The organism is Desulfobaculum xiamenense, assembly GCF_011927665.1.
Taxonomy (GTDB): Bacteria; Desulfobacterota; Desulfovibrionia; order Desulfovibrionales; family Desulfovibrionaceae; genus Desulfobaculum; species Desulfobaculum xiamenense.
Genome location: NZ_JAATJA010000002.1, coordinates 1,011,140 through 1,032,505 on the forward strand (window position 1 = coordinate 1,011,140; position 21,366 = coordinate 1,032,505).

Genomic DNA, 21,366 nt, shown 5'->3' on the forward strand with positions numbered 1-21,366 from the left:
GCGGCTATGCGGAGGGGGTGAGCGACCTGACGATGCCCCCGCGATTGAGCTTGGTCAGGTAGGCCTCGGGACCTACGCGCAGGACTTCGTTCAGGTAGTTCATGTTGCGCTTTGTCGATTCGCTGTACATGTCCCGATCGAGTCCCCATCGGTTCCTGAAATGGCGTAACATGGAAGCATCCACGCCGCCAAGTGGGCCTTCGATGCGGGCGCGGGCCATGGCGTAGAAGCCGTGGGTCCGCGAGAGCAGATCGAACATGGACTCGTAGGCGAATCCGGCCTCGGCGAATTCCCCATACAAATAGAGCAGCTTTTCGAGGTACTCGCGCCCGGATAGCTGGGCCAGCAGGTCCGCCGCGCCGAGGATGCGCCCGGCCAGCATGTGCTCTGGGCTGGTGAATGGGATGACGTCCGGCGTGATGCCGAGGCAGGTGGTCAGGATGACCGAGGCGCAGTAGTCGGCGTCGCGCCTGGGCTGTCCGGTGGTGTCGAAGTAGGCGTGCACGAAGGCTCCGCTTCGCTCCTCGTGTCCTCGCGTGTACTTGGCACCAGTGCCCTCGTTGTCGCTATCGCTCTGGATCAGCCCCGCGTCATGGAACAGAGCGGCGATGAGCGTGAGGGTGCAGTCGCGAACGGACAGGGTGCGTCCGGCAAGAGTGTGGCCATGCAGAAGACGCGCAGCGCACAGGAAGACCTCCATGGTGTGCTGGAGATCGTGGTAGCGTGTGCTGCAGCATTTGTAGCCGGGATATTCGCCGTGAAACAGGGCGACGGTGTCCGCATGGGCCGTGCGCAGGAAATGCGTGTCAGCGTCCTCGTGGATGAGGGAAAAGATGGTCAGCACTTCTCCTAGCACGGCACGAGGATTTCTGTGATCGACGAGATCGTGGAGCAGTGTGTTGGCGAGGGGCCGACAGTCGGGACGGTCGAACATGTTCGCTCCTGATCCATTCTGGAGAATGGTTTTATCGAGGGGTGCAGACAATCATAAATTCAACAAAACAAATATGCAACATCCAAATGAAGCGATGGGTAGTGGCATGCTGTGGCCGCAGTATGGAGAGCAATGGAGCGGTGTGGATTGATAATGCGTTTGGTTGGTGCGCATTTTAGCGCGAAGTGGAATTGCGTATGTCTTGTGTCGTGGTGAAATACGTAGCTGTTTCGTTCAGGCGATGTCGGAAAAGCCGGATACTGCTTCGCGAATGAAGGTTTTGACGAGATCGGCGCGTTTGCGTCCGTCCGGCCCCTCGACGCCGGTGTGCGCGTCCACGGCGGCCGGGCGCGCGGCGCGGATGGCGGCGCGGACGTTGGTCGGATTGAGACCGCCAGCGATGATGACCGGGATGGGCGAGGCCTCGACGATGGCGCGGTCTAGCCGCCAGTCGTGGATGCGCCCCGTGGCGCCCGTTGCACCGGTCGTAGGGTCCGTGGAATCGGTGAGGAAGGCGTCCACGTGCGGGGCGAAGGCGTTGATGCGCTCAACGATGGAATTCGGAAGCGCGTCGTCGCAGCCGTGCGGAATGACGAGGCTCTTGATGATGCGCAAATCCGGCCGGAGCGCCCGCAAGGCTGCCGGAACCGCAGGCGGGACGTCGGCGTGGAGCTGGACGCGCGCGGTGCCGAGCGCGTCGCACAGGGCGATGATCTCGTCCGGATTCGTGAGGTAGGTGATGACGACCGCCGCGACATGGGGCGGCAGGCTGGCGATGACGTGGGCCGCGTCGGCGTCGGAGATGTCCGGGGCATGCACGGCGAGGCGCAGGGGAAAGCCGAGGCTGTCCACGCCGAGGCGGACCAGCAGGTCGGCCTCCTCGCGGTCGATGATTCCCGCAATCTGAATGCGGGGGCAGATGGGGGCGAGGTCCGTGCGGGGCATGGGCGTTCCTGTTTCGTGGGTCAGAGGTCGGTGGAGCGAATCCCCGCCACCTGTGCGGCCTGTCGCACACGGTGCATCAGGCTGTGGGCCACTTCCTCGCGGGAGAGGGAGGCCAGCCCCATGGCGTCGAAGCCCTCGCCGGGATGCACCGGAGCGGGCGCGGCGGGATCGGCCTGCGTCATGAGACGGCAGGCGCGGGTATACTCGCCGTCATCCCATGCGGCAAGGGCCTGATCGAGTAGCGCAAGATCGGCCGAGATGGGCGTCGAGTCGGCAGGGAGCGCCAGAAGCTGGGAGCCATTCGCGCCGAGAAGGGGAGCCACGGCACCCGCGAGTCTTGCGGGCCATGCGCTCATGCCTGCGTTGGCTACGGTGAAGACCGCGTCTCGCACGGGAACGGTCGGTTCTGCGAGCCTGCGCGTGAGGAAGGCGCATTGGCTCTCCAGTGCGAGGATGGCCCTGCGCAGGCGGGTGGCTTCTGGGCGCAACGCCTTGGTTTGGGCGCGCAGCTGGTCTTCGCGCAACAAAAACAGGTTCAGTTCGAGGGCAATGGTGGTGCGTTCGAAGTCGCGGATTCTGGCGCGTTGGCGGGCGATATCGTTGCCGAGCACCTCGTGGTGCGCCACCAGCGTCACGGCGTCGGCGAGGCGTCCCTCGCGGTTGGCGGCGCTTATGGCATCGGCCACGGCGGCGCGGCGGGTGAGGAGCACATCCAGCACGTCCTGCTGTGCGGCGTGCTCAAGGGCCTGATCGCAGGTGTCGAGGCGCGAGAGGACGGTGTGCAGGGACAGCCGGGTGGAGTCAAGTTCGCGCCGGGCTATGTCGAGCGCGGAGCGCAGCCGCTCGCGGCGGGTGGATTCTGGTTCGAGGTCCATGACGCTGACCACTGTGCGCAGGGCGTCCGGGTTGCCCGGAGCGGGGGAGATGTTGCCGTAGACGAGGAACCGCGCCCCGAGAAGCCGCGCGGTGCGCAGGGCGTGCTCGCGCTGTGGAATCAGGAGGTCCGCCCCGCACTCCATCTCGTAGGCGCGGGCCAGATCGCGCGGGATCACGGCGAAGCCTGCGTCGGCGAGGATTTGGATGGACCGCTCGCGCAGGGCGCGGGCAATAGAGCCGCATGGCGCGTTGGGGTGGTCCTCGGCGCTGGCGCGGCAGTCGAAGCGCGCGACGAGGATGCGGTCGGGCTCGATGGGAGGATATGTGCCGAGGGCTTCGTCCGCCACGGCGCGCCGCGCGCGTAGGCGATGGGCGAGCAGTTCGAGGGCGAGGCCCATGGAGTCGAGCTCGCGCGCCAACTGCGGGGGAAAGTTCGTCGCGCTGGTCTGCCACAGGCTTCTTGTTGCTTCGGGTGCACCGGAGAACCACTGCGCGAGGCCGAGGTACACCGTCGCCATGAAATGGTTTGGGCGGTCGGCGAGAACGCGCTCGAAGTGCGCGGCTGCAGCGTCGTCGCGGCCGGATTCGAGACAGCGCAGGCCGATGCGGTAGGCGCGTTCGGTGGAGACGCTACGTCCGGTCATGTCCTGCGGATCGGCATGCGGCAGGGCCGGGGCGCAGGCGGAAACGAGAAGCAGGACCAGCGTGAGAAGGAGAAGTGGACGCATTGGCGCACGCCTGTTGCAGGTTGTGGGGCCTGCGTTCGTATATCAGAGCCTGCGCCGTCCGTGAAGAGCCTGTCAGGGCAGAAGCGATGCTGGGGAGCCGAGGTCGTCGATGCGGCCGCAGCAGTGGATGCGCCCTTCGTCGAGGACGAGGACGTGGGTCATGCCGTCTGGCAGTTCCTCCGGTGCGTGGGAGATGAAGACCATGGACATTTCCGCTTCGCATAGCAACGACGTCGTGCGCAGGAAGGACGCGCGGGAGACGGCGTCCAGCCCGGTGCACGGTTCGTCGAGGAGCAACAGGTCCGGGCGCGGGGCAAGTGCGCGGGCAATGAGAAGCCGCCGGAGCTGGCCATAGGACAGGCTGCGGATGTGGCGATTTTCGAAGGCCGCCATGCCCACGAGGTTCATGAGGCTCCGTGCGCGGGCGGTTTCTTCCGGCGAAGGTTCGCACCACAGGCCGATGCTGTGGAAGAAGCCGCTTTGAACAAGCTCCAGCGCGGGGACGTCGTAGCGGTAGGCGGCCTGCAATTCCGGCGAGACGAGGCCTATCCGCTGGCGCACGGCCGCGATGTCCGTAGGGCCGGACGCCCCGAACCAGTCGACCCGGCCATTTGCCATGCAGCGCATTTCGGCGGTCATGAGCCGCACGAGGGTGCTTTTGCCCGCGCCGTTGCGGCCTAGGACGGCCCAACGCTCTCCGGGGCGGATGGTCCAGTCCACGCCGGACAGGATATGCCGCCCGGCGCGAAGCACGGTAGCGTTTCGCATGCGCACGAGGAATTCCGGAGTTTCGCCGTGTGGCGCGAGGTCCGTGGCAGAGCATCCGTTCCATTGCGGAACCTCTTCGTCCTCGGCTGCGCGGCGAGCTTCGTCGAGCACCACGGATCGCGGTCCCTGCCGGACCAGACGTCCGGATTCCATGATGCCCGCGTGCGTGATGAAGTCGGGGATTTCGCCCTTGCGGTGGGTGCAGAACACGATCTGCATCCCCTGCGTCGCGGCGGTTTCCACAGCCGCATTCACGCGTTTGGCCGAGTGGCGGTCCAGCCCGTCCAGCGCCTCGTCGAGGAGTAGCACGCGCGGGCGGGCGGCAAGGGCGCGGATGATGAGCACAAGCCGCGCCTGACCGCGCGACATGGCGGTCAGATTCGTGTCGGCGAGGTGGGCGGCGTCGAATTCCGCCAGCAGTTCGCGGGCGGTGGCGAGTTCCTCGGGGGTGGCGGGGCTGAAGAGGTCCGTCGTTCCGCGTAGCCCGCTGACGACCACCTCCGTGCCGCAGAGCTCGCGTCCGAGGCGGGTGTACTGGTCCTGATCGTCGGCGGAGACGATGAGCATGGCCTGGCGCGCCTCGGCTGGCCCGCCCCCTTGGCCGTCGAGCACCCACTCGACATGGCCCATGCCCTGCGCGGGGTGTTGCTCCGCGCGCGCCACACGCATGAAGGTGGTCTTTCCCGCGCCGTTGCGGCCTACGATGGCCCAGTGCTCGTTCGGGGCGAGGGCCCAGTCCACATGTTCGAGGGCCATGGTCTGCCCTGTGCGGACACTGACGTCGACAAGGCGGACCAACGGCTGTTTGATCGCGGTATGCATGGCGGGACAGTTACACCGGCTGCGTCGACATTAAAAGCCCGAAGCTGGCATGCCGGAGAGCGCCATGGCGTAGAACCTGCGCAACATGGTCAGCGGCATGGTGCTGTCCCAGTGTCCCGTGCTCACGCCCCAGACGTGGAAGCCAGCCAGCAGAAGCGCCGCCGCCAGCGCGGGCAGGAGTGGGTTCAGTCGACCGACTACGGGCAGCGCCGGGGCGAGGCATCCCTTGGCCGGGCAGGCCTCCACGCACTGCATGCAGCCCACGCATTCGGGCGAGTTGACGCGGACCTTTTCCTGTACGCGGATGCCGCCGGGACACACGCGCGAGCAGCGGCCGCAGCCCGTGCAGGCCGAGGCGTCGCGCGTGATGGCCAGTGGCGAGGCCAGCGAGAACAGGCCGAGCATTGCGCCGTAGGGACACATGTAGCGGCACCAGAAATAGGGCACCACCAGTCCGAGCAGAGCGAGCGTGGTCACGACGATGAGCGTCGCCGTCGAGGGATACAGGAAGAACGCGAGCATGTGCGCGTCGGCCGAGATGTTGTAGGACGAGAACAGGAAGCTCTCGATCTCTGGTACGCCCATGCGCAGCACGGTTAGCGCGAAGGGCGCGAACAGCATGTATTTGAAGACGAACAAGCCCTTGTGCATCCAGCGCGGCGGCTCATGGCTGATGCCGAGGCGGCGGCCTGCGGCGGCGAGCATGCGCGAGGCCAGCCCCACCGGGCAGATGTGCCCGCAGAAGCCCTTGCGCACCACCAGCGCCATTACGATGGCCATGATGAGGATGGTCAGCCCCGCAGGATGCACCGCGTCCCAAAGCCCCGTCACGAGCAGGCGCTTGAGAGCCATGAAGGCGCTGAGGGGTAGGAAGGCTTCCACTGAGGCCGGGCGTGCGACGGCTTCAGTCGTGTGTCCGGCGGCCCAGCTGGTGAAAAGGTAGAAGCGCCAGCCAGCGTACAGGCACAGCGCCGCACATCCGAACTGTACGGCGAGCCTGACGCGTGACGGACGCATGATGGCTTTCGAGAGGTGACGTATATCCATGATGAAACTCCCGTTTCCGGTTGGGTCCGGTAGGCGGCTCAAGTTCGTGCCCGCCGGAAGGGGGGCTTGGCTACAACAGCAGCGCCGCAGGCGCAAGTTTGTGCACATGTGCATGGCGCTGTGGCCGGGCGTATCGTTCACTGCCCAATGCAAGACGTAGGCTCCGCCGGCCAAGGGGCCGCTGGTCCCTTGGAACCCCGATATGCGCTATACGTGGGTGCCCTTGGCGGACCATTCGGCTTTGCACGACGAAGCCCTAGTTGGGATTGTTAAGGGCCCACGGCCCTTGACCGGGTCCGGGGCAGCGCCCAGGTCGCCGAAGGCCATGCCCCGCGTAGCGGTCATCAGCCGTGGTGATGGCAAAAACGCAAGGGCCGGGCCTCCCGCGTGGGGAGGCCCGGCCCTTTTGATGCACAAGAAGGGGACGCGCTACAGAATCTGCTTCATGAACAGCTGGGCGCGTTCGTTGGTCGGCGACTGGAAGAAGTGTTCCGGCGTGCCGATTTCGAGGATGCGTCCTGCGTCCATGAACACGACGCGGTCGGCGACCTCGCGAGCGAAGCCCATTTCGTGGGTGACCACGACCATGGTCATGCCTTCGCGGGCGAGGGTGACCATGACGTCGAGCACTTCGCCGATCATTTCGGGGTCGAGGGCTGAGGTCGGCTCGTCGAAGAGCATGATCTTCGGCTTCATGGCCAGCGCACGGGCGATAGCCACGCGCTGCTGCTGACCGCCGGAGAGCATGGCCGGATACACGCCCGCCTTGTTGGGGATGCCGACCTTGGTCAGCAGTTCCATGGCGGTCTGCTCGGCTTCGTGCTTGGGCACGCGCTTGAGACGCATGGGGGCCATGGTGAGGTTTTCGAGCACGGTCTTATGGGGGAAGAGGTTGAAGCTCTGGAAGACCATGCCCAGTTCCTGACGGATGGCGTTGATGTTGTTGGAGCGGTCGTTCACGTCGAGTCCGTCAACGATGATGCTGCCACCGTCAATGGTTTCGAGGCGGTTCATGGAGCGCAGCAGCGTGGACTTGCCCGATCCACTGGGGCCGATGATGACGACCTTCTCGCCGCGCGCCACGTCGAGGCTGACGTTGTCGAGGGCGCGCAGTGCGCCATAATTCTTGTGAACGCCCTGTATGCGGATGATGGGATCAGTCGCGGTCATAGTAGTGCAACCTCGCTTCCATGTGGCTTACGGCCTTGGACAGGACAAGCGTGATGACCAGATAGACCAGCGCGACCATCGTGTAGGCCTCGAAGTAGTAGAACGATTCGCTGGCGAATTCGCGGCCTCGGCGCAGCAGGTCCGCCACGGCGAGGATGGACACAAGCGAGGAGTCCTTGAGCAGAGCGATGAATTCGTTGCCCACCGGAGGCAGGATGGTGCGCCATGCCTGCGGCAGGATGACGAGGAACATGGTCTGGCGGCTGTCGAAACCGAGCGAGCGGGCCGCTTCGGTCTGCCCCTTGTCGATGGCTTCGATGCCTGCGCGGAACACTTCGCCCATGTATGCGCCGTAGCAGATGCCCATGGCGATGACCGCGGCGGCCAGCGGCGGCAGGTTGCTGAATATCTCCAGCCTGCCGAGGGCGTAGTAGATGTAGAACAGCTGCACCAGAAGTGGGATGCCGCGCACCACCTCGACGTAGGTCGAGGCGATGAGGTTGAAAGCCCTGTTCTTGGAGAGGCGGCCCAGTCCGGTGATGAGTCCGAGCACCAGCGACAGCAGGATCGACAGCACGGTGACCTCGAAGGTCACGAGCACGCCGTCCGGGATGAACTTCAGAATGCGCAGGTAGGGCTCGGGGCTGACGGAGCAGAGATAAACGATAATGGCGATGGCGCCGATGAAGGCGAGCCACCAGGCACTGAAAAGCCCGATGTCGCGCTTGCGGGGTATGGCCGCGCCGTCGCCAATGTCAATGGTGACATGCTTGCGATGAGACATGATGGTGCCTTGCGAAATGTTGAAGCCGGCCGGAACCGCGTGGGCGATTCCGGCCTTCTGTCATGATATGGGGCGGCCTGCTAGTTGGTGGGGAACCACTTCTTGAAGATGCGGTCGTATTCCCCGCTTTCGCGGACAGCCTTCAGCGAGGCGTTGAGGATCTCGATGACCTCACGGTTGCCCTTCTTCACGGCAAAGCCGAGGTACTCGGGCTTTTCCGGAACGATGAGGAAAGCGAGGGCAAGCTTGCCGGAGTAGTTGGGATTGGTCAGCGCGAAGTCGGCGGCCACGGCGTCGTCACAGATGACGGCATCGAGACGGCCATTGAACAGGTCCTCAATGGCGAGGCCCACTTCGTCATAGGACTTGGGCGTCGCGCCCTCGGCCTTCTTGGCGGTGAAGTAGCCGGAGGTGCCGATCTGCGCGCCCACGGTCTTGCCGGACAGGTCCGCGAAGGACTTGATGTCGGAACCGGCGCGGACCACCACGCCCTGCTTCACCTCAAAATAGGGATCGGAGAAATCCATGGCGCGCTTGCGCTCCTCGGTGATGGACACCGAAGAGGCGATGACGTCGTACTTGCCCGCAGCCAGTCCGGCAAAGATGCCGTCCCACGCGGTGCTCTTGATGTCGGCCTCGAAGCCGCCAGCCTTGGCCATGGCGCGAACCACCTCGGGGCAGAAGCCGACGACGTTCTTTTCGGCGTCCAGCATTTCCATGGGCGGCCACGTCGCGTCGGACGCGAAATGAATGGTTCTGGCCTGCGCGGCACCGGCCATGAGCGCAACGGCGCACAGAGCCATGACGAATCTCTTCAACATGCGAAACCTCCATTGTGCGGGGGCGGCGGCGGACACCGCGTTCCCCTGTGACGTGTGATTGGACAATGCAGGGCGGGAGTGTTGCGACGCGACTTCCTGTTGTGTCCCTGCTGTAAACCGGAGGAATTCAACTACTATGCTTTGGTCCGGATTGACAAGTACCGGAAATGCGTGACGCGTTTTTTCGATGTTGAAGCGAAAAAAAGTTGCAAATGTGTCAAAGGCTGGCGGCAAATGCGGCGCAGTGGCGAGGCGGATCGTTCATTGAGATATGCAAGCCGTAGGCTCCGCCGGCCAAGGGGCCGCTGGCCCCCTGGACCCCCTATATGCGATCTGCGTGGGTGCCCTTTGTGAACCGGTCGGCTTTGCGCGACAAAGCCCTAGTGGGGATTGTCAAGGGAGTCACTCCCTTGACCGGGTCCGGGGCAGCGCCCCGGTCGCCGAAGGCCATGCCCCGCGCAGCGGATGTGCGCGAGGCGAGGCGTGGCGTTGCAAAGCGTAATGTTGGCGGGCTAGTTGTCGAGTCCGAAGAAGCGGCGGGCGTTGTCGCCGCAGGCGGTCCACAGTTCTGCGGGGTCCATGCCACGCAGTTTGGCGACCTTGACGGCGGTGAAGCCGATGAAGGCGGGTTCGTTGCGCTTGCCGCGCCACGGTTCGGGGGCGAGATAGGGGCAGTCGGTCTCCAGCACGAGACGATCAAGGGGAATCTGTGCCACGGCGTCCTGCACGGCCTCGTTGCGGGCGTAGGTCACAGGACCGGGGATGGAAAGATGCCAGCCGTGGGAGAGGAGTTCGTGGGCAAAGGCGATGTCGCTCCCGAAGCAGTGCCACAGGAGCGGGCGGTCGTGGAAGCCCTCGTCGAGAAGGATGCGCACGGCGTCCTCGTGGGAGTCGCGGGAATGGATGACCACCGGGCGGTCCAGTTCGCGGGCCATGGCCAGCTGCGCGCGAAACGCTGCGTCCTGCACGTCTCGCGGGGAGTATTCGTAGTGGTAGTCGAGCCCGATTTCGCCGACGGCACGGACGCGCGGATCGGCGGCGATGGCTTCACGCATGGCGTTGAGGCGTGCGGGGGTGAGATCCTTGGCGTCCTGCGGGTGAACACCGAGGATGAAGAACACTTCGGGATGCGCGGCAAACAGAGGCTGTCCGTCGCGGTAGTCCTCGGGGCCGAGAAACACGTGGCCGATGCGGCTCACGCCGCAGGCATGGGCGCGGGCGATGACGGTCTCGATGTCCTCGGCGAAATCCTCGTGGTCGAGATGGGCGTGCGTCTCCACGCCACCTGCGGGCAGCCCCAGCGATTCGGGCAGCGCCCGTTCCTTCTTCTTGGCCATGAAATCATTCCTCCGCGCGCGTCGTACCATCGGGGGGCGCGCAAGACAATCCCGGACTCTGAACGGCCCGTCATGATGAGGTCAGGCGGATTCGGCGACTGTGGCGTGGGTGCGCGCCGTGATGTCGACGATGACGAGTGCCCTGTTCATGACGGCACCTTCTGCCCTAGAGCACGCGCCTGAGCCGGGGATTCGGATGCAGGCCGCGGCCCGCCTTCGCAATGTCCCGGCCTTCGATGCGAACGATATCCGCCGTGGCGAAGCGCGCCGGGAACAGGCTCCCGATGCCGATGGATTCGAACAGGCGGCCGTATCGCGCCTCGCCTTCCTTGAAGGCGGCGATCTTTTCGAGGTCGCCGAAGCCGCTGGACAGGACGATGTTCACGTCATTGTGCCCTGCGGCGTCGAGCTGTTCGCGGACGTTGCGGACGAGCTCCACGGTGACGCCGTTGCCGGTCCAGTGGGTGCGTCCGTCGAAGGGCGTTCCGCCCTGACCGAGGTTTTCGCCGGCGGTGTCGAGGCGCACGCCCCATAGGCGGCTTCCAAGGGCCTCGGCGGTGGCGATGGAATCGGTCACTTCGCGGTTGAAGGTGTCCACCAGCGCGATGCGGGCGATGGACGGGTCCATGTGGCGATCGAAGGCCAGCGTAGCTTCGGCGGTGGCGCGCTCCATGCCCACGCGGTGGGCGAAGGTGAGCACAAGGGCGTGCGGAATGGTGCCCACGCCGCCGGACAGGCCGGAGGCCGTCGCGCCAGCGTCGGTGGCGCAGGAGTCGAAGCCGCCGCGAATGGCGGCGCGGGTGATCTCCTCGTCGTAGGTCCAGTGCCAGTGGCGGGACCCGAAGTACATGAGCTGCTTGTCGGGCAGCATCTCGCGGATGGCGGCGGCGCGGCGTTCCACGGCCGAAGGGTCCGGGAGCGGATCGCCGTTGCGCTCCGAGGTAGCCGAGGCGATGACGCCGAGATAGAGGGTCTCAAGCTCGATGAAGTCTTGAATTGGGCCTTCGATGAGCATGAGCGTTTCGAGAGGGGCGTATTCGGCCCCTTCGGGCAGGGCATGCACGGTGAGGTTGCGCCCACCGTTTCCGGCGAAGCTGCCGATGATGCCGACGGCCTCGTCGATGCCGTGGATGCGGCCCGGACCCTGCCGGAGGAAAATTTGCATGGTGACGCGGGGATTGAGGTCCTCGCGTTCGAGAATGTGGCGCGAACGCAGAAAGTAGGCGTCCGTATAGGGGCGGTGGCTCTCGGGCAGCCTGTAGCGCATTGTCGTGTCCTTGTCGTCTGTTCAGGCCATGCGGTGCGGATCGGCCCGCCTCGCGTCCTATGATGGATATAACCGTTCATACGCCGATGCGGAAAGCATTGGCGGAAAAAAACGGTGAACTGTCGCTTTTGGGGAGATGGTCAGCTGGAGAGCTGCTGCCAGAGGGCGGCGGCGCTTCGGCGTTGGGTTTCTATGCCGTAGTGGTGGGCTGTGTCCAGCGCGGCGGCGAGACAATTCGTAACGCGGGGATCATGCGAGGCCACGGCGGTAACGGCGGTTTCGAGGGCGTTGACGGCCGCCATGACGTCGGCGTCGGCCACCCAGAGGCCGTTTCCAGTCCACGGCGTGGGGCGCAGGGGGAACCATGGCTCAGCCGCGCCGGGGAACGTGGCGGCGTTTCGCATGTAGTCGAATCCGCCAAGTCCGGCAAAGCCGACGCAGAGCGCGCCGCAGGCCATGGCTTCCAGCGGCGGCAGCGGGCAGCCCTCGGGATAGCCGGTGACGAGGAAGACGTGGCTTTCGCGAAGGGTGCGGGCCACGCCTTCGGGCGGAAGGCCGTCGATGGCGACCCATTCCACGGGCGGCATGGCACGGCGGGCGGCTCTGGCTTCGAATCCGGCCCTGATCTGCGCGGCCAGCGCCTTGTTCTTGCGCGGCATAAAGGCGATGCGCACGGGCGAGTCCGGCCGCTCAGTCGGTGGCGTGAAGAGCGAGAGGTCGATGCCGGGGCGCAGGACCGGGGCTTCCACGCCGATGGTTTCGCGCATGAACCACGCCACGGGATCGGAGACGGCGATGAAGGAGACCGGGAGCCGGTCCCACGTGACGCCTTCGGGCAGGGCTGAGAAGAGATACGCCCAGTTCTGCACATAGACGACGCAACGCGCCCCGGCGGAAAGGCCGGGGGCGAGACCATTGACCCAGCCCTCGGGTACGAGCCAGATGTCGTCCGGCGCAAGGTGCAGATCGGCCCATGGCGTGACGGGGACCGCAGCCGAGAGCGCGGGTGCCCAGTACGCGGCCTCGCGCGGGACGAGACGGACCGGGAAGCCTTCGGCGTGCAGATGTGCGGCCACCTGATGCAGCACGGCGAGCCCGCCGGTGGGCTTGCGCAACGGCGGCAGAAAGATGTGGGTGACGCTCATGCCTCGGCCTCGGTTTCGTTTGTGGAGCCGGAAGCCATGGCCGGGGCGAACCGCCGGTTCAGGACCATGCGCATAATCGCCAGCGTGGCGAAGGGGAGCACGAGGGCCAGCATATGGCTGTCGCGAAACAGGAAGGCCCAGTTCAGCGCCACGAATTCGGTAAGGAGCAGCCGCAGGGCGCGCCGCTGGCTGCACGTGTCGGCATGCTTGGAACGCAGAAGTAGAAGGAAATCCGCCACGCCCACGGCAACGACCCATGCGAGAATGCCTGCCGCTTGCAGGCGGGCATACAGCCCGAGCATGGGGAACCATTGCACGGCATAGGCGGCCGCTCCGCTGGCGAGATAGAGGTTCACGCCAAGAAGTAGCCTGTCCACGGGCAGACGGAGTCCGAGGCATGCCGCGGTGACGGACACAGCGGCAAGGCCGCCCCATTCGAAGGCGAGCTGCCAATCCGTTCCGCCCGCTCCTGCACTGAATATGTGGAACAGGAAGGCCATGAACGGCAGAAGTTGCATTGATGCGGAGATGTTGCGGCGCATGGCAGGGACATACCCTGTCACGCGCTGCGGCGCAACATGCGCGGCGGTGGCGGGTGGCGAGTCGAGGGGGGGCATTCGGATGGCAATTCGCATCGCAGGGCGTGGAACGGGCCGTCGTTTTGCTCCGGCGGTCCACCGTTGGTCGCAGGGGCGTGCCCCGCGCGCAATCGTCGAAACGTGGTTGAATGACATGCAACTGGCGGGAACGGATTCATCTTGCGCATCGTTCTCATGTCGGATGATGCGTCGATACCGTATGAATCGGCATGTCGATGACGCGTCATGCGTGATCGGCCTATCGGACGAAGCCGCATTGCGTCGCCTTATGACGCAATGAACCGTAGTTGCGCAAACAATGCCCGCCAGGCAAGGAATTCCGGCCTTGACGCAGTGCGTTTGGGGTGCCAAGAGACCTGTGCCCCTCGCGCATGCGTGGGGAATGTGTGTGCCATGTTGCCAGCGGTCTTATCGTGCGGACGAAATTTTCCCATCCGCATCGCCGTTCCTTCGCGAGCGGTCCGCTTCCTCGCGCTTGCCTCGAAACGCGCAGGATCGAGCCGCGCCTCACCTTACCAACCCACTCGGAACAATGAATACGTCAGCATCAAGAGAAATCGGAGCCGCATGCATTGTGGCGGGGACAGCCATCGGCGCGGGCATGCTTGGCCTGCCGATGGTCATCGGCGAAATGGGGTTTGCGACGGGAGCGCTTCTGCTTCTGCTGGTCTGGGGACTTGCCGTGTATTCCGCGCTCTTGCTCCTTGAGGTCAACCTCAGGATCGGCGCAGGAGAAAATTTCAACAACATGGCCAGAAAGGTCCTTGGGCGCGGCGGTCAGATCGTGGCCACGGGCAGCATGGTCTTTCTGCATTATGCGCTGCTGGTCGCGTATCTCACCGGCGCTGGCGAGCTTGCCACGCGCGTGGTCAGCAGCGTTGGTCTCGATATCGCCGCTCAGAATGGCACGCTGTATTTCGCGGTGCTTGGCGGACTGGTCGTCGTTCTCGGAACCGGCATGATCGTTCGCGTGAACCAGCTCCTGTTCTTCGTGATGGTCGGAGCCATGGTCGCGGCGCTGGCGAGTCTCGTGCCCGGCGTGCAGACCGCCAATCTCGCTGGAGCCAGCGTTTCCGGCGGCATCAGCTGGAGCCTGATTCTGGCTGCACTGCCCGTGCTGTTCACCTCTTTTGGCTTCCACGCCAGCATTCCCAGCATTGTCCGCTATCTGGACGCACCCGCAGCGCGGTTGCGCAAGGTGGCGGTGTTCGGGAGCGTGCTGCCTTTCATCTGTTACCTGCTGTGGGTCATGGCGTCCCTCGGGCGGACATCGGCTGGCGAATTGAGCAGCATGGGCGGCAGTGTCGAGATGCTCGTGAATACGCTGGCTGGTGGGTCCGCGTGGCTTGGCACGGTGCTTTCCACCTTCGCCGCGCTGGCCCTTCTGACCTCGTTTCTCGGCGTGTCTCTCGCCCTGTTCGATCTGCTGGCCGAGGTCTTCGGATTGGGCAACTCTCGGCTCCATCGCTTCTTCACCATGCTGCTGGTCTTCGCGCCGCCGCTCGGTGCCGCTCTGGTCTGTCCCGGACGCTTCATTCAGGCACTGGCGCACGCTGGCGCAGCGCTGGCCATCCTCGCCATCTTCCTGCCCTGCGCCATGGCGTGGAAGCTCAGGCGCGACGGAAAGCCGCAGACCTATCAGGTCTTCGGCGGAACGCCCGCTCTCGTCCTCGCCTCGCTGATTGGACTGCTCATCGTGACGGCCAGCTACATCTAGCCAACCGCATAGCGATTCTTCACGGCCCGCTCCCGCCATATCGGCAGGGGCGGGCTTTTTCGTGCGCTGTCGCTGGTGAAACGGCAGGACATGGCGATGAGGCGGAAACCGCTGCGCGGGGCATGGCCTTCGGCGACCGGCGGGACAAAAGGATGCCTTCGGCGACCGGGGCGCTGCCCCGGACCCGGTCAAGGGCCGTGGGCCCTTGACAATCCCAACTAGGGCTTTGTCGTGCAAAGCCGACCGGCTTGCCAAGGGCACCCACGGATATCGCATATTGGGGGTCCAGGGGGCCAGCGGCCCCTTGGCTGGCGGAGCCTACGTCTTGCATGTGGTGGTGAACGATACGCCTCGGCCACAGCGACGAAACGACGCGGCGAAACCGCGATACGTGCTGCGCGGGGTATGGCCTTCGGCGACCGGGGCGCTGCCCCGGACCCGGTCAAGGGCCGTGGGCCCTTAACAATCCCAACTAGGGCTTTGTCGTGCAAAGCCGAACGGTTTGCCATGGGCACCCACGCAGATCGCATATCGGGGGTCCAGGGGGCCAGCGGCCCCTTGGCTGGCGGAGCCTACGTCTTGCATGGGGCAGTGAACGATACAGCTGGGCACAGCGACGAGGCGGAAACCGCTGCGCGGGGCATGGCCTTCGGCGACCGTGGCTCTGCCCCGGCCCCGGTCAAGGGCCGTGGGCCCTTAACAATCCCAACTAGGGCTTCGTCGTGCAAAGCCGACCGGCTTGCCAAGGGCACCCACGGATATCGCATATCGGGGGTCCAGGGGGCCAGCGGCCCCTTGGCTGGCGGAGCCTACGTCTTGCATGGGGCAGTGAACGATACAGCTAGGCACAGCGACGAGGCGGAAGACGAAAAAAGGCCCGGATCGCAAAGCGATCCGGGCCTGAAGCAACGGAATTGGCTGTGGCGAATTAGAAGCCGAAGCCGTCGCCGCCGTCGGTACCGAAACCGAAGTCGGCGGAGACTTCGCCGGGGGAGTCGACGGCACCTGCGTCGGCAGCGCCGGAGGCAGCGGCCTCACCGGCGGCACCTGCGGCACCTGCGGCGGTGGTGACCACGCCGTGCTTGATGACTTCCTCGATCTTGGCGAGCAGGCTGTCGACCTTACCGACGTAGGAGTCGATCTGGCCTTCGGAGACCTGGAGTTTCTTCTCGCCAGCGCCGAGCTGGGCCTCGTAGGTGGTGACCTTGGCGGAGGCTTCCTTCAACTTGGCCTGCGTGTCGGAGAGCTGCTTCTGAAGATCGGAGATCTTGGAGGCCTGCTCCTTGTTCTTGGCCTGCACGTCCTGCAGCTGAGCCACGACCTTGGCGAGCATGTCGCAGGTGTCGGCGGGCAGGGGCAGCACGGAAACGTGGGAGCCGAACTTGTCGGCGTGGCCCTTGATTCCGGTCAGCTCGGGATTCTGTTCGTAGATCCAAGCCTTGGCCATTGCGGCGGCGAAGGGCTCGGACGTGGCGTCGATGGACATTCCGGTCATGAAGCCCAGAAGCTCGCGGATACCGGAACGGTTGGCATCATACTCTTCGCCGGTGAGGTACGCGGCGAACGTGGACATGGGGAAAACCTTGCGGTCAACGCTCTCAGCCATGATAGCCTCCTTATGTGTCAAGGAAAGTCGTCTTTCTTTGGTTTAGTCAGTCAAGTCTGGAACCTAGCTCAGCGGCACTCGCCCGATGCGCCTGGCGTAGATCAGGGCCACGGTGCGGTAGACCACGTGACCGAGCTTGGACCAGGGGAGGTAGGCGAAGAGCATCCACACGACCACCAGATGCAGGAAGTACATCGGGTAGGCAAGGGTGGCGACGTCGGCCAGACGGAGCAGCTCGCTGAAGATGCCGGTGAGGCCGATGGCCCAGATGAGGCCGAGGAGGAACCAGTCGTAGTAGGAGGACTTGGTCTTCTTCTCGTCCTGATTCATGCGACGGCGGGTGAGCAGGGTCAGGCCGATGATCATCATCACGGCGCCAACGTTTGCGACCAGCTTGTGGGGAGCCCACAGCGGCAGCGGGGTGTGGCCGGCCGGGGAGATGAACTCGATGACCTTGCCGCCCCAGTGGCAGGTAGCGATGATGCCGGTGACGACGGCCAGAGCCACGAAGCTGTAGAACAGCAGGAGGTGACCCTTGAACTTGTCCTTGTCGGCCTCGGTCTCTTCACCGCAGCTGGTGAAGTTGGTGTGACGACCGATTTCGTTGAAAAGGACGTCCTTGATGCAGTCGATGATGCCGGGCTTTTCGTGAGCGCCGACGTAGTAGGTTCCCGGGATGGACTGGAAGGACTTGATGAGCTTCGAGCAACCGAGAACGAACGAGGTGACCATGAAGAAGAAGGTCGTGCACATGATCGGGTCGATGGTGTAGTCGCCGGGGAAGACCTTGCCGAAGACGATGGTGCCTTCGGGGATGGTCAGGCCCGTGGTCAGGGACCACACGAACAGCCACAGCGCGACCGGGATGGCCACGAGGATGGGCAGGTACTTGGAGGAGCTCATCCACGTGCCGAGGATCTTCGGTTCGACGAGGTTCTTGTATGCCATGTTGCGCAGCGCGGAGAGCAGGTCACCGGGCTTGGCGCCACGGGGACACAGGTCCGAGCAGGTTCCGCAGTTGTGGCAGAGCCAGATGTCGATGTCGTTGACCAGCTTGTCCTTGAGGCCCCACTGCGCCCAGATCATTTCCTTGCGAGGATAGGGGGCGTCGGCCGGCGACAGGGGGCAGGCCACAGAGCAGGTTGCGCACTGATAGCACTTTTTGAGGGTGTCGCCACCCACCGACTGCAGCTCCTTGATGAACTGCACATCGGGTTCAATCCGTACAGCTTTCGACATGACGTATCTCCTCCTAGTAGCCCTTGAACGGGTTGGGGCCCTTTTCCAGAATCATGTTCTGGAACTCTTCGATCATCGCAGGAAGCTTGTCGTATTCGTCGATGGCGACCTGGTACTGTTCGACGCGGTCAGGCTCGACACCAAGGCGTTCGAGGGTTTCGGCGATGTTTTCCTTGCGGCGGTTGCAGATCTCGGAGCCCTTGACGAAGTGGCACTGGTAGTCGTCGCCGTACTTGCAGCCGAGCATCATCACGCCGTCAATGCCCTTGGACATCGCGTCGGCGACCCAGATGGCGTTGACGGAACCCAGGCAGCGCACGGGGAGGATACGGACGTAGGGGCTCCAAGTCTTTCCGCGCATGGCGGCCATGTCGAGGGCCGGGTATGCGTCGTTCTCGCAGGCGAGAACCACGATGCGGGGACCACCGGCATCCATGTCGTCCGGAACGTTGATGGCTTTGATCATGGAGCCGATCTGGTCGACGTTGTAGTTGTCGAAGCTGATGACGCGCTCCGGGCAGGCGCCCATGCAGGTGCCGCAGCGACGGCAACGGGTCGGGTTGGGCTTCGGCGTTCCGGTCTCGTCGTCGTCGAGTGCGCCGAAGGGGCATTCCTCGGTGCAGCGCTTGCACTGGGTGCAGCGCACGAAGTTGAAGACCGGGTAGGTCAGGTCGCCCGAGCGGGGATGCACGGCCACGCCGCGGTTGGCGGACTCAATGCACTGGATCGCCTTGAGGGCGGCGCCAGCGGCGTCATCCTCGGCGTTGTCCATGAACATGGGCTGACGCACGCAACCCGCTGCGTACACGCCGGTGCGGCGGGTCTCGTAGGGGAAGCAGATGTAGTTGGAGTCGCAGAAGCCGTCGAAGAGGTCGAGGTCCGGGAAGGCCGGGCCCTGACGGTACTTGAAGTTCATCACCGGATTCTTTGCCGTGGTGGGCACGATACCGGTGGGAACGACGACCATGTCGACCTTCAGCTCGAAGTCCTGTCCGAGAAGGGTGTTGGCCACGGTGACCAGCAGGCTGCCATCGGTGTCTTCCTCGACGGAGACGATGGTACCCTTGGTCAGCATCACGCCGGGGTTGTCCTGCGCGGCCTTGTAGTACTTCTCGTGGATGCCCTGAACGAGCATATCCTTGTAGATGATGTAGGCCTGACCGTCCGTGTACTGCTCGGTGACGTATCCGGCCTCCTTGAGGGAGATCACGGAGTTGACCGCGCTGGAGTAGGGCAGGTGGCGGGCGCTTTCGAGGTCAACGTGCTTGTGGGCCTTCTTGTCCTCGCCTTCTTCCTTGGCCTCATCCTCGACGGGTGCGGCGGGAGCCTTGGGCTTGAAGAGGTCGCTCGGCTCGGCCTTCTCAGTATTGAGCAGGAAGGCGACGCGCTTGGCGGGCTTGCCGTCGGAGGGGCGCAGCAGCTGGCCGTTCTTGGCCATTTCCTCGACGTCCCAAGTGGTGACGACGTTCTTGAAGCGTCCGTATCCGAGGGGTTCGAGGATGGAGGCATCCTGCGGCACCCAGCCGGTGGCCAGAACCACGGCACCGATCTTGTCCTCGGAGCCGTTGGAGAACTTGGCGGTGTAGGAACCCGGAGCGCCTTCCAGTGCGGCAATGGTGGTGCCGGTCATCACCTTGATGCGCGACTCGGCCTGCACATCGGCGATGAGCTTCTCGATGCCGGTCTCGTGCGCTTCGGTGTAGGGATGGCAGAGCGGGATGGTCTTGTGCAGCTTCGCGGCGTGGCCGCCAAGCTCGGCTTCCTTCTCGATGAGAATGGTGTTGTAGCCAGCGCGCGCCGCGTGCAGCGCGGCATGCAGGCCGGTCCAGCCGCCGCCGACCACGAGGACGGTCTTCACGGTCTCGATCTGCTCCGGCGCGGGGACACGCGTCTTCTGGAGCTTGATCACGCCCATGTTGATGTAGTCCTTGGCCATGAGCACCTTGGTCTCCTCGCCAGCTTCGGCGGGGCAGCACAGGGCACACTGTTCGCGAAGGTTCACGCGCTCGGAGGGGACGCTCTTTCCGAAGTCGAAGAACTCCCAGTCGATGCGGGGAGACGATCCGCAGACGAGCACGGCATCAATGGTGCCGGCTTCGATGTCCGCCTTGATCATCTTCACACCGTCCTCACCCGGCAGTACGGGGTGGGACGTGACCACGGGGCATGCGGTAGCCCAGCGGGTCTTCACGAACTCGACCAGCGCCTCGATGTCGAAGTACTGGCCGATGCTTGATTCGTCGAAATAGACACCAATTTTTTCGGCCATTGTGAATTACCTCCCTCTCACGGTCTGGATGGCCTTCATGGCGGCGCCAGTGCCAGACTGAGCAGATTTCATGACGTCAAGCGGCTTCTTGGCGCAACCTGCCACGAAGATGCCTTTCTCTTCGTTGCCGGCGGCAAAGCCGTCTTCGTCCACGGAAACATCAAAGGGCAGCTGCTCTTCGGACAGGGTGGGCTGCATGCCGGTGGCAAGGACGACCATGTCGAAGGTCTCGTGGGACTTGGTACCCGCCACGGCATCCTCGACGGTGAGAATCACGCTTCCGTTCTCGCCCTGAACCGCATCGGCGACTTTGCCCTTGACCGTGTGGATATTCTCGTCTTCCAGCACACGGTTGCGGAACTTCTGGTAGCGGTCGGGGGTGCGCAGGTCGATGTAGAAGATGGTGACCTGGCAGTCGGGGTGCTGCTCGCGGACATAGGTGGCCTGCTTGAGGGAGGCCATGCAGCAGATGTAGGAGCAGTAGTTCAGGTGATTCTCGTCGCGGGAACCGGCACACTGCACGAATGCCACGCGCTTGGGTGCCTTGCCGTCGGAGGGGCGAACAATCTGGCCGCCGGTGGGACCACTGGCGGAGGCCATGCGCTCCATCTGCATGTTGGAGACGCAGTTGACCAACTGGCCGGCACCGAGATTGGTCAGCTTGCTCATGTCGTAGGGCTTCCAACCGGTTGCGACGACGATGGAACCGACGGAGAGATCCACGGTCCTTTCCTCATCCTCGAGGTTGATGCCGTCGACTTCGGCCAGCTCTTCGAGCTCGGCCTTGGAACATTCGCCCTTTTCGAGGACGTAGCGGCTCGGGTATGCGAATGGCATATCCATATGCAGCGGCTTGCGCTTGCCAATGCCGAATTCGAAGTCGCTGGGAGTGGAGGCGGTGAGTTCGCCTGCGGCTTCGCTGAGGTCCACGCTGTTGGGAGCGGTGTAACGGGGCTTGATCTTCACGGTAACCGTGTAGTCGCCCTTGGAGCCGGAAACGGAAACCACTTCCGCCAGGGTGAAGATCTTGACCAGGGGGTTTTTCTTGATGCGCTGGAACTGAATCTCGAGACCGCAGGAAGGCGGGCAGAGCTTCGGAAAGTATTTATTGAGCTGAGAGACCCTTCCACCGAGGAACGGGGTTTTCTCGACAAGAAAAACCTCGTGGCCGACTTCTGCGGCTTCAAGGGCGGCCGTAATGCCGCTGAACCCGCCACCGACAACGAGCACGCTGTTGTTTGGCATTTCAATCCTCCCTACGAAATCAGGTTCGGGCCAGTTTGAAAAATGGC

Annotated in this window: 17 protein-coding genes; 1 reads left to right on the forward strand and 16 read right to left on the reverse strand. The window is 64.2% G+C overall.

Going from position 1 to position 21,366, the window contains the following annotated elements; all coding sequences use genetic code 11:
• Nucleotides 1–4 precede the first annotated feature (4 nt).
• From GGQ74_RS12305 to GGQ74_RS12360, 12 genes are all read right to left on the reverse strand, one after another.
• A complete protein-coding gene (locus GGQ74_RS12305) occupies nt 5–934 on the reverse strand; it encodes a hypothetical protein (protein WP_167941836.1) in 930 nt (309 codons plus the stop codon).
• 234 nt (nt 935–1,168) lie between these two features.
• On the reverse strand, nt 1,169–1,879 hold the full coding sequence (locus GGQ74_RS12310) for a phosphoribosylanthranilate isomerase (protein WP_167941837.1): 711 nt from the start codon (nt 1,877–1,879) through the stop codon (nt 1,169–1,171).
• 20 nt (nt 1,880–1,899) lie between these two features.
• On the reverse strand, nt 1,900–3,483 hold the full coding sequence (locus tag GGQ74_RS12315) for a hypothetical protein (RefSeq protein WP_167941838.1): 1,584 nt from the start codon (nt 3,481–3,483) through the stop codon (nt 1,900–1,902).
• 72 nt (nt 3,484–3,555) lie between these two features.
• The gene (locus GGQ74_RS12320; protein WP_167941839.1) at nt 3,556–5,073 is read right to left on the reverse strand and encodes an ATP-binding cassette domain-containing protein; all 1,518 of its coding nucleotides are present in this window, start codon (nt 5,071–5,073) and stop codon (nt 3,556–3,558) included.
• Nucleotides 5,074–5,103: 30 nt separating this feature from the next.
• Nucleotides 5,104–6,120 (reverse strand): 4Fe-4S binding protein, encoded by a 1,017-nt coding sequence (locus tag GGQ74_RS12325; RefSeq protein WP_167941840.1) that lies wholly within the window; start codon nt 6,118–6,120, stop codon nt 5,104–5,106.
• Between the two features lie 429 nt (nt 6,121–6,549).
• Complete coding sequence (locus GGQ74_RS12330; RefSeq protein ID WP_167941841.1) at nt 6,550–7,290, reverse strand: amino acid ABC transporter ATP-binding protein; 741 nt, start codon at nt 7,288–7,290, stop codon at nt 6,550–6,552.
• The gene (locus GGQ74_RS12335) at nt 7,277–8,074 is read right to left on the reverse strand and encodes an amino acid ABC transporter permease (protein ID WP_167941842.1); all 798 of its coding nucleotides are present in this window, start codon (nt 8,072–8,074) and stop codon (nt 7,277–7,279) included. The genes GGQ74_RS12330 and GGQ74_RS12335 overlap by 14 nt, the downstream gene beginning before the upstream one ends.
• Before the next feature lie 80 nt (nt 8,075–8,154).
• Nucleotides 8,155–8,895 carry a basic amino acid ABC transporter substrate-binding protein gene (locus GGQ74_RS12340; protein ID WP_167941843.1) on the reverse strand — a complete coding sequence of 247 codons (741 nt, stop codon included), beginning with the start codon at nt 8,893–8,895 and terminating at the stop codon, nt 8,155–8,157.
• Nucleotides 8,896–9,407: 512 nt separating this feature from the next.
• A complete protein-coding gene (locus GGQ74_RS12345) occupies nt 9,408–10,232 on the reverse strand; it encodes a TatD family hydrolase (RefSeq protein ID WP_167941844.1) in 825 nt (274 codons plus the stop codon).
• A 166-nt stretch (nt 10,233–10,398) separates the two neighbouring features.
• The gene (locus tag GGQ74_RS12350) at nt 10,399–11,499 is read right to left on the reverse strand and encodes a nicotinate phosphoribosyltransferase (RefSeq protein WP_167941845.1); all 1,101 of its coding nucleotides are present in this window, start codon (nt 11,497–11,499) and stop codon (nt 10,399–10,401) included.
• Between the two features lie 140 nt (nt 11,500–11,639).
• A complete protein-coding gene (locus tag GGQ74_RS12355) occupies nt 11,640–12,644 on the reverse strand; it encodes a glycosyltransferase family 4 protein (protein ID WP_167941846.1) in 1,005 nt (334 codons plus the stop codon).
• Nucleotides 12,641–13,261: a hypothetical protein gene (locus tag GGQ74_RS12360; RefSeq protein ID WP_167941847.1), complete on the reverse strand. Its 621-nt coding sequence runs from the start codon at nt 13,259–13,261 to the stop codon at nt 12,641–12,643. Before GGQ74_RS12360 ends, GGQ74_RS12355 begins: the two co-directional genes overlap by 4 nt.
• Before the next feature lie 514 nt (nt 13,262–13,775).
• On the opposite strand from GGQ74_RS12360, the gene GGQ74_RS12365 reads away from it, so the two are divergent.
• Nucleotides 13,776–14,960, forward strand: coding sequence for an amino acid permease (locus GGQ74_RS12365; protein WP_167941848.1), 1,185 nt, complete (start codon nt 13,776–13,778; stop codon nt 14,958–14,960).
• Nucleotides 14,961–15,888: 928 nt separating this feature from the next.
• On the opposite strand, the gene GGQ74_RS12370 is transcribed toward GGQ74_RS12365, so the two are convergent.
• From GGQ74_RS12370 to GGQ74_RS12385, 4 genes are all read right to left on the reverse strand, one after another.
• The gene (locus GGQ74_RS12370; protein WP_167941849.1) at nt 15,889–16,566 is read right to left on the reverse strand and encodes a coiled-coil domain-containing protein; all 678 of its coding nucleotides are present in this window, start codon (nt 16,564–16,566) and stop codon (nt 15,889–15,891) included.
• Nucleotides 16,567–16,629: 63 nt separating this feature from the next.
• Entirely contained in the window at nt 16,630–17,805 is a 1,176-nt protein-coding gene (gene qmoC, locus GGQ74_RS12375) for a quinone-interacting membrane-bound oxidoreductase complex subunit QmoC (protein WP_167941850.1), read from the reverse strand.
• A gap of 13 nt (nt 17,806–17,818) precedes the next feature.
• Nucleotides 17,819–20,074: an FAD-dependent oxidoreductase gene (locus tag GGQ74_RS12380; RefSeq protein ID WP_167941851.1), complete on the reverse strand. Its 2,256-nt coding sequence runs from the start codon at nt 20,072–20,074 to the stop codon at nt 17,819–17,821.
• Between the two features lie 6 nt (nt 20,075–20,080).
• On the reverse strand, nt 20,081–21,319 hold the full coding sequence (locus tag GGQ74_RS12385) for a CoB--CoM heterodisulfide reductase iron-sulfur subunit A family protein (RefSeq protein WP_167941852.1): 1,239 nt from the start codon (nt 21,317–21,319) through the stop codon (nt 20,081–20,083).
• Between the last annotated feature and the right edge of the window lie 47 nt (nt 21,320–21,366).

What these genes read in the sequence shown, in the direction of transcription:
- GGQ74_RS12305 (WP_167941836.1), bottom strand. Translation starts at nt 934, where the DNA reads ATGTTCGACCGTCCCGACTGTCGGCCCCTCGCCAACACACTGCTCCAC.
- GGQ74_RS12310 (WP_167941837.1), bottom strand. Translation starts at nt 1,879, where the DNA reads ATGCCCCGCACGGACCTCGCCCCCATCTGCCCCCGCATTCAGATTGCG.
- GGQ74_RS12315 (WP_167941838.1), bottom strand. Translation starts at nt 3,483, where the DNA reads ATGCGTCCACTTCTCCTTCTCACGCTGGTCCTGCTTCTCGTTTCCGCC.
- GGQ74_RS12320 (WP_167941839.1), bottom strand. Translation starts at nt 5,073, where the DNA reads ATGCATACCGCGATCAAACAGCCGTTGGTCCGCCTTGTCGACGTCAGT.
- GGQ74_RS12325 (WP_167941840.1), bottom strand. Translation starts at nt 6,120, where the DNA reads ATGGATATACGTCACCTCTCGAAAGCCATCATGCGTCCGTCACGCGTC.
- GGQ74_RS12330 (WP_167941841.1), bottom strand. Translation starts at nt 7,290, where the DNA reads ATGACCGCGACTGATCCCATCATCCGCATACAGGGCGTTCACAAGAAT.
- GGQ74_RS12335 (WP_167941842.1), bottom strand. Translation starts at nt 8,074, where the DNA reads ATGTCTCATCGCAAGCATGTCACCATTGACATTGGCGACGGCGCGGCC.
- GGQ74_RS12340 (WP_167941843.1), bottom strand. Translation starts at nt 8,895, where the DNA reads ATGTTGAAGAGATTCGTCATGGCTCTGTGCGCCGTTGCGCTCATGGCC.
- GGQ74_RS12345 (WP_167941844.1), bottom strand. Translation starts at nt 10,232, where the DNA reads ATGGCCAAGAAGAAGGAACGGGCGCTGCCCGAATCGCTGGGGCTGCCC.
- GGQ74_RS12350 (WP_167941845.1), bottom strand. Translation starts at nt 11,499, where the DNA reads ATGCGCTACAGGCTGCCCGAGAGCCACCGCCCCTATACGGACGCCTAC.
- GGQ74_RS12355 (WP_167941846.1), bottom strand. Translation starts at nt 12,644, where the DNA reads ATGAGCGTCACCCACATCTTTCTGCCGCCGTTGCGCAAGCCCACCGGC.
- GGQ74_RS12360 (WP_167941847.1), bottom strand. Translation starts at nt 13,261, where the DNA reads ATGCCCCCCCTCGACTCGCCACCCGCCACCGCCGCGCATGTTGCGCCG.
- GGQ74_RS12365 (WP_167941848.1), top strand. Translation starts at nt 13,776, where the DNA reads ATGAATACGTCAGCATCAAGAGAAATCGGAGCCGCATGCATTGTGGCG.
- GGQ74_RS12370 (WP_167941849.1), bottom strand. Translation starts at nt 16,566, where the DNA reads ATGGCTGAGAGCGTTGACCGCAAGGTTTTCCCCATGTCCACGTTCGCC.
- qmoC (WP_167941850.1), bottom strand. Translation starts at nt 17,805, where the DNA reads ATGTCGAAAGCTGTACGGATTGAACCCGATGTGCAGTTCATCAAGGAG.
- GGQ74_RS12380 (WP_167941851.1), bottom strand. Translation starts at nt 20,074, where the DNA reads ATGGCCGAAAAAATTGGTGTCTATTTCGACGAATCAAGCATCGGCCAG.
- GGQ74_RS12385 (WP_167941852.1), bottom strand. Translation starts at nt 21,319, where the DNA reads ATGCCAAACAACAGCGTGCTCGTTGTCGGTGGCGGGTTCAGCGGCATT.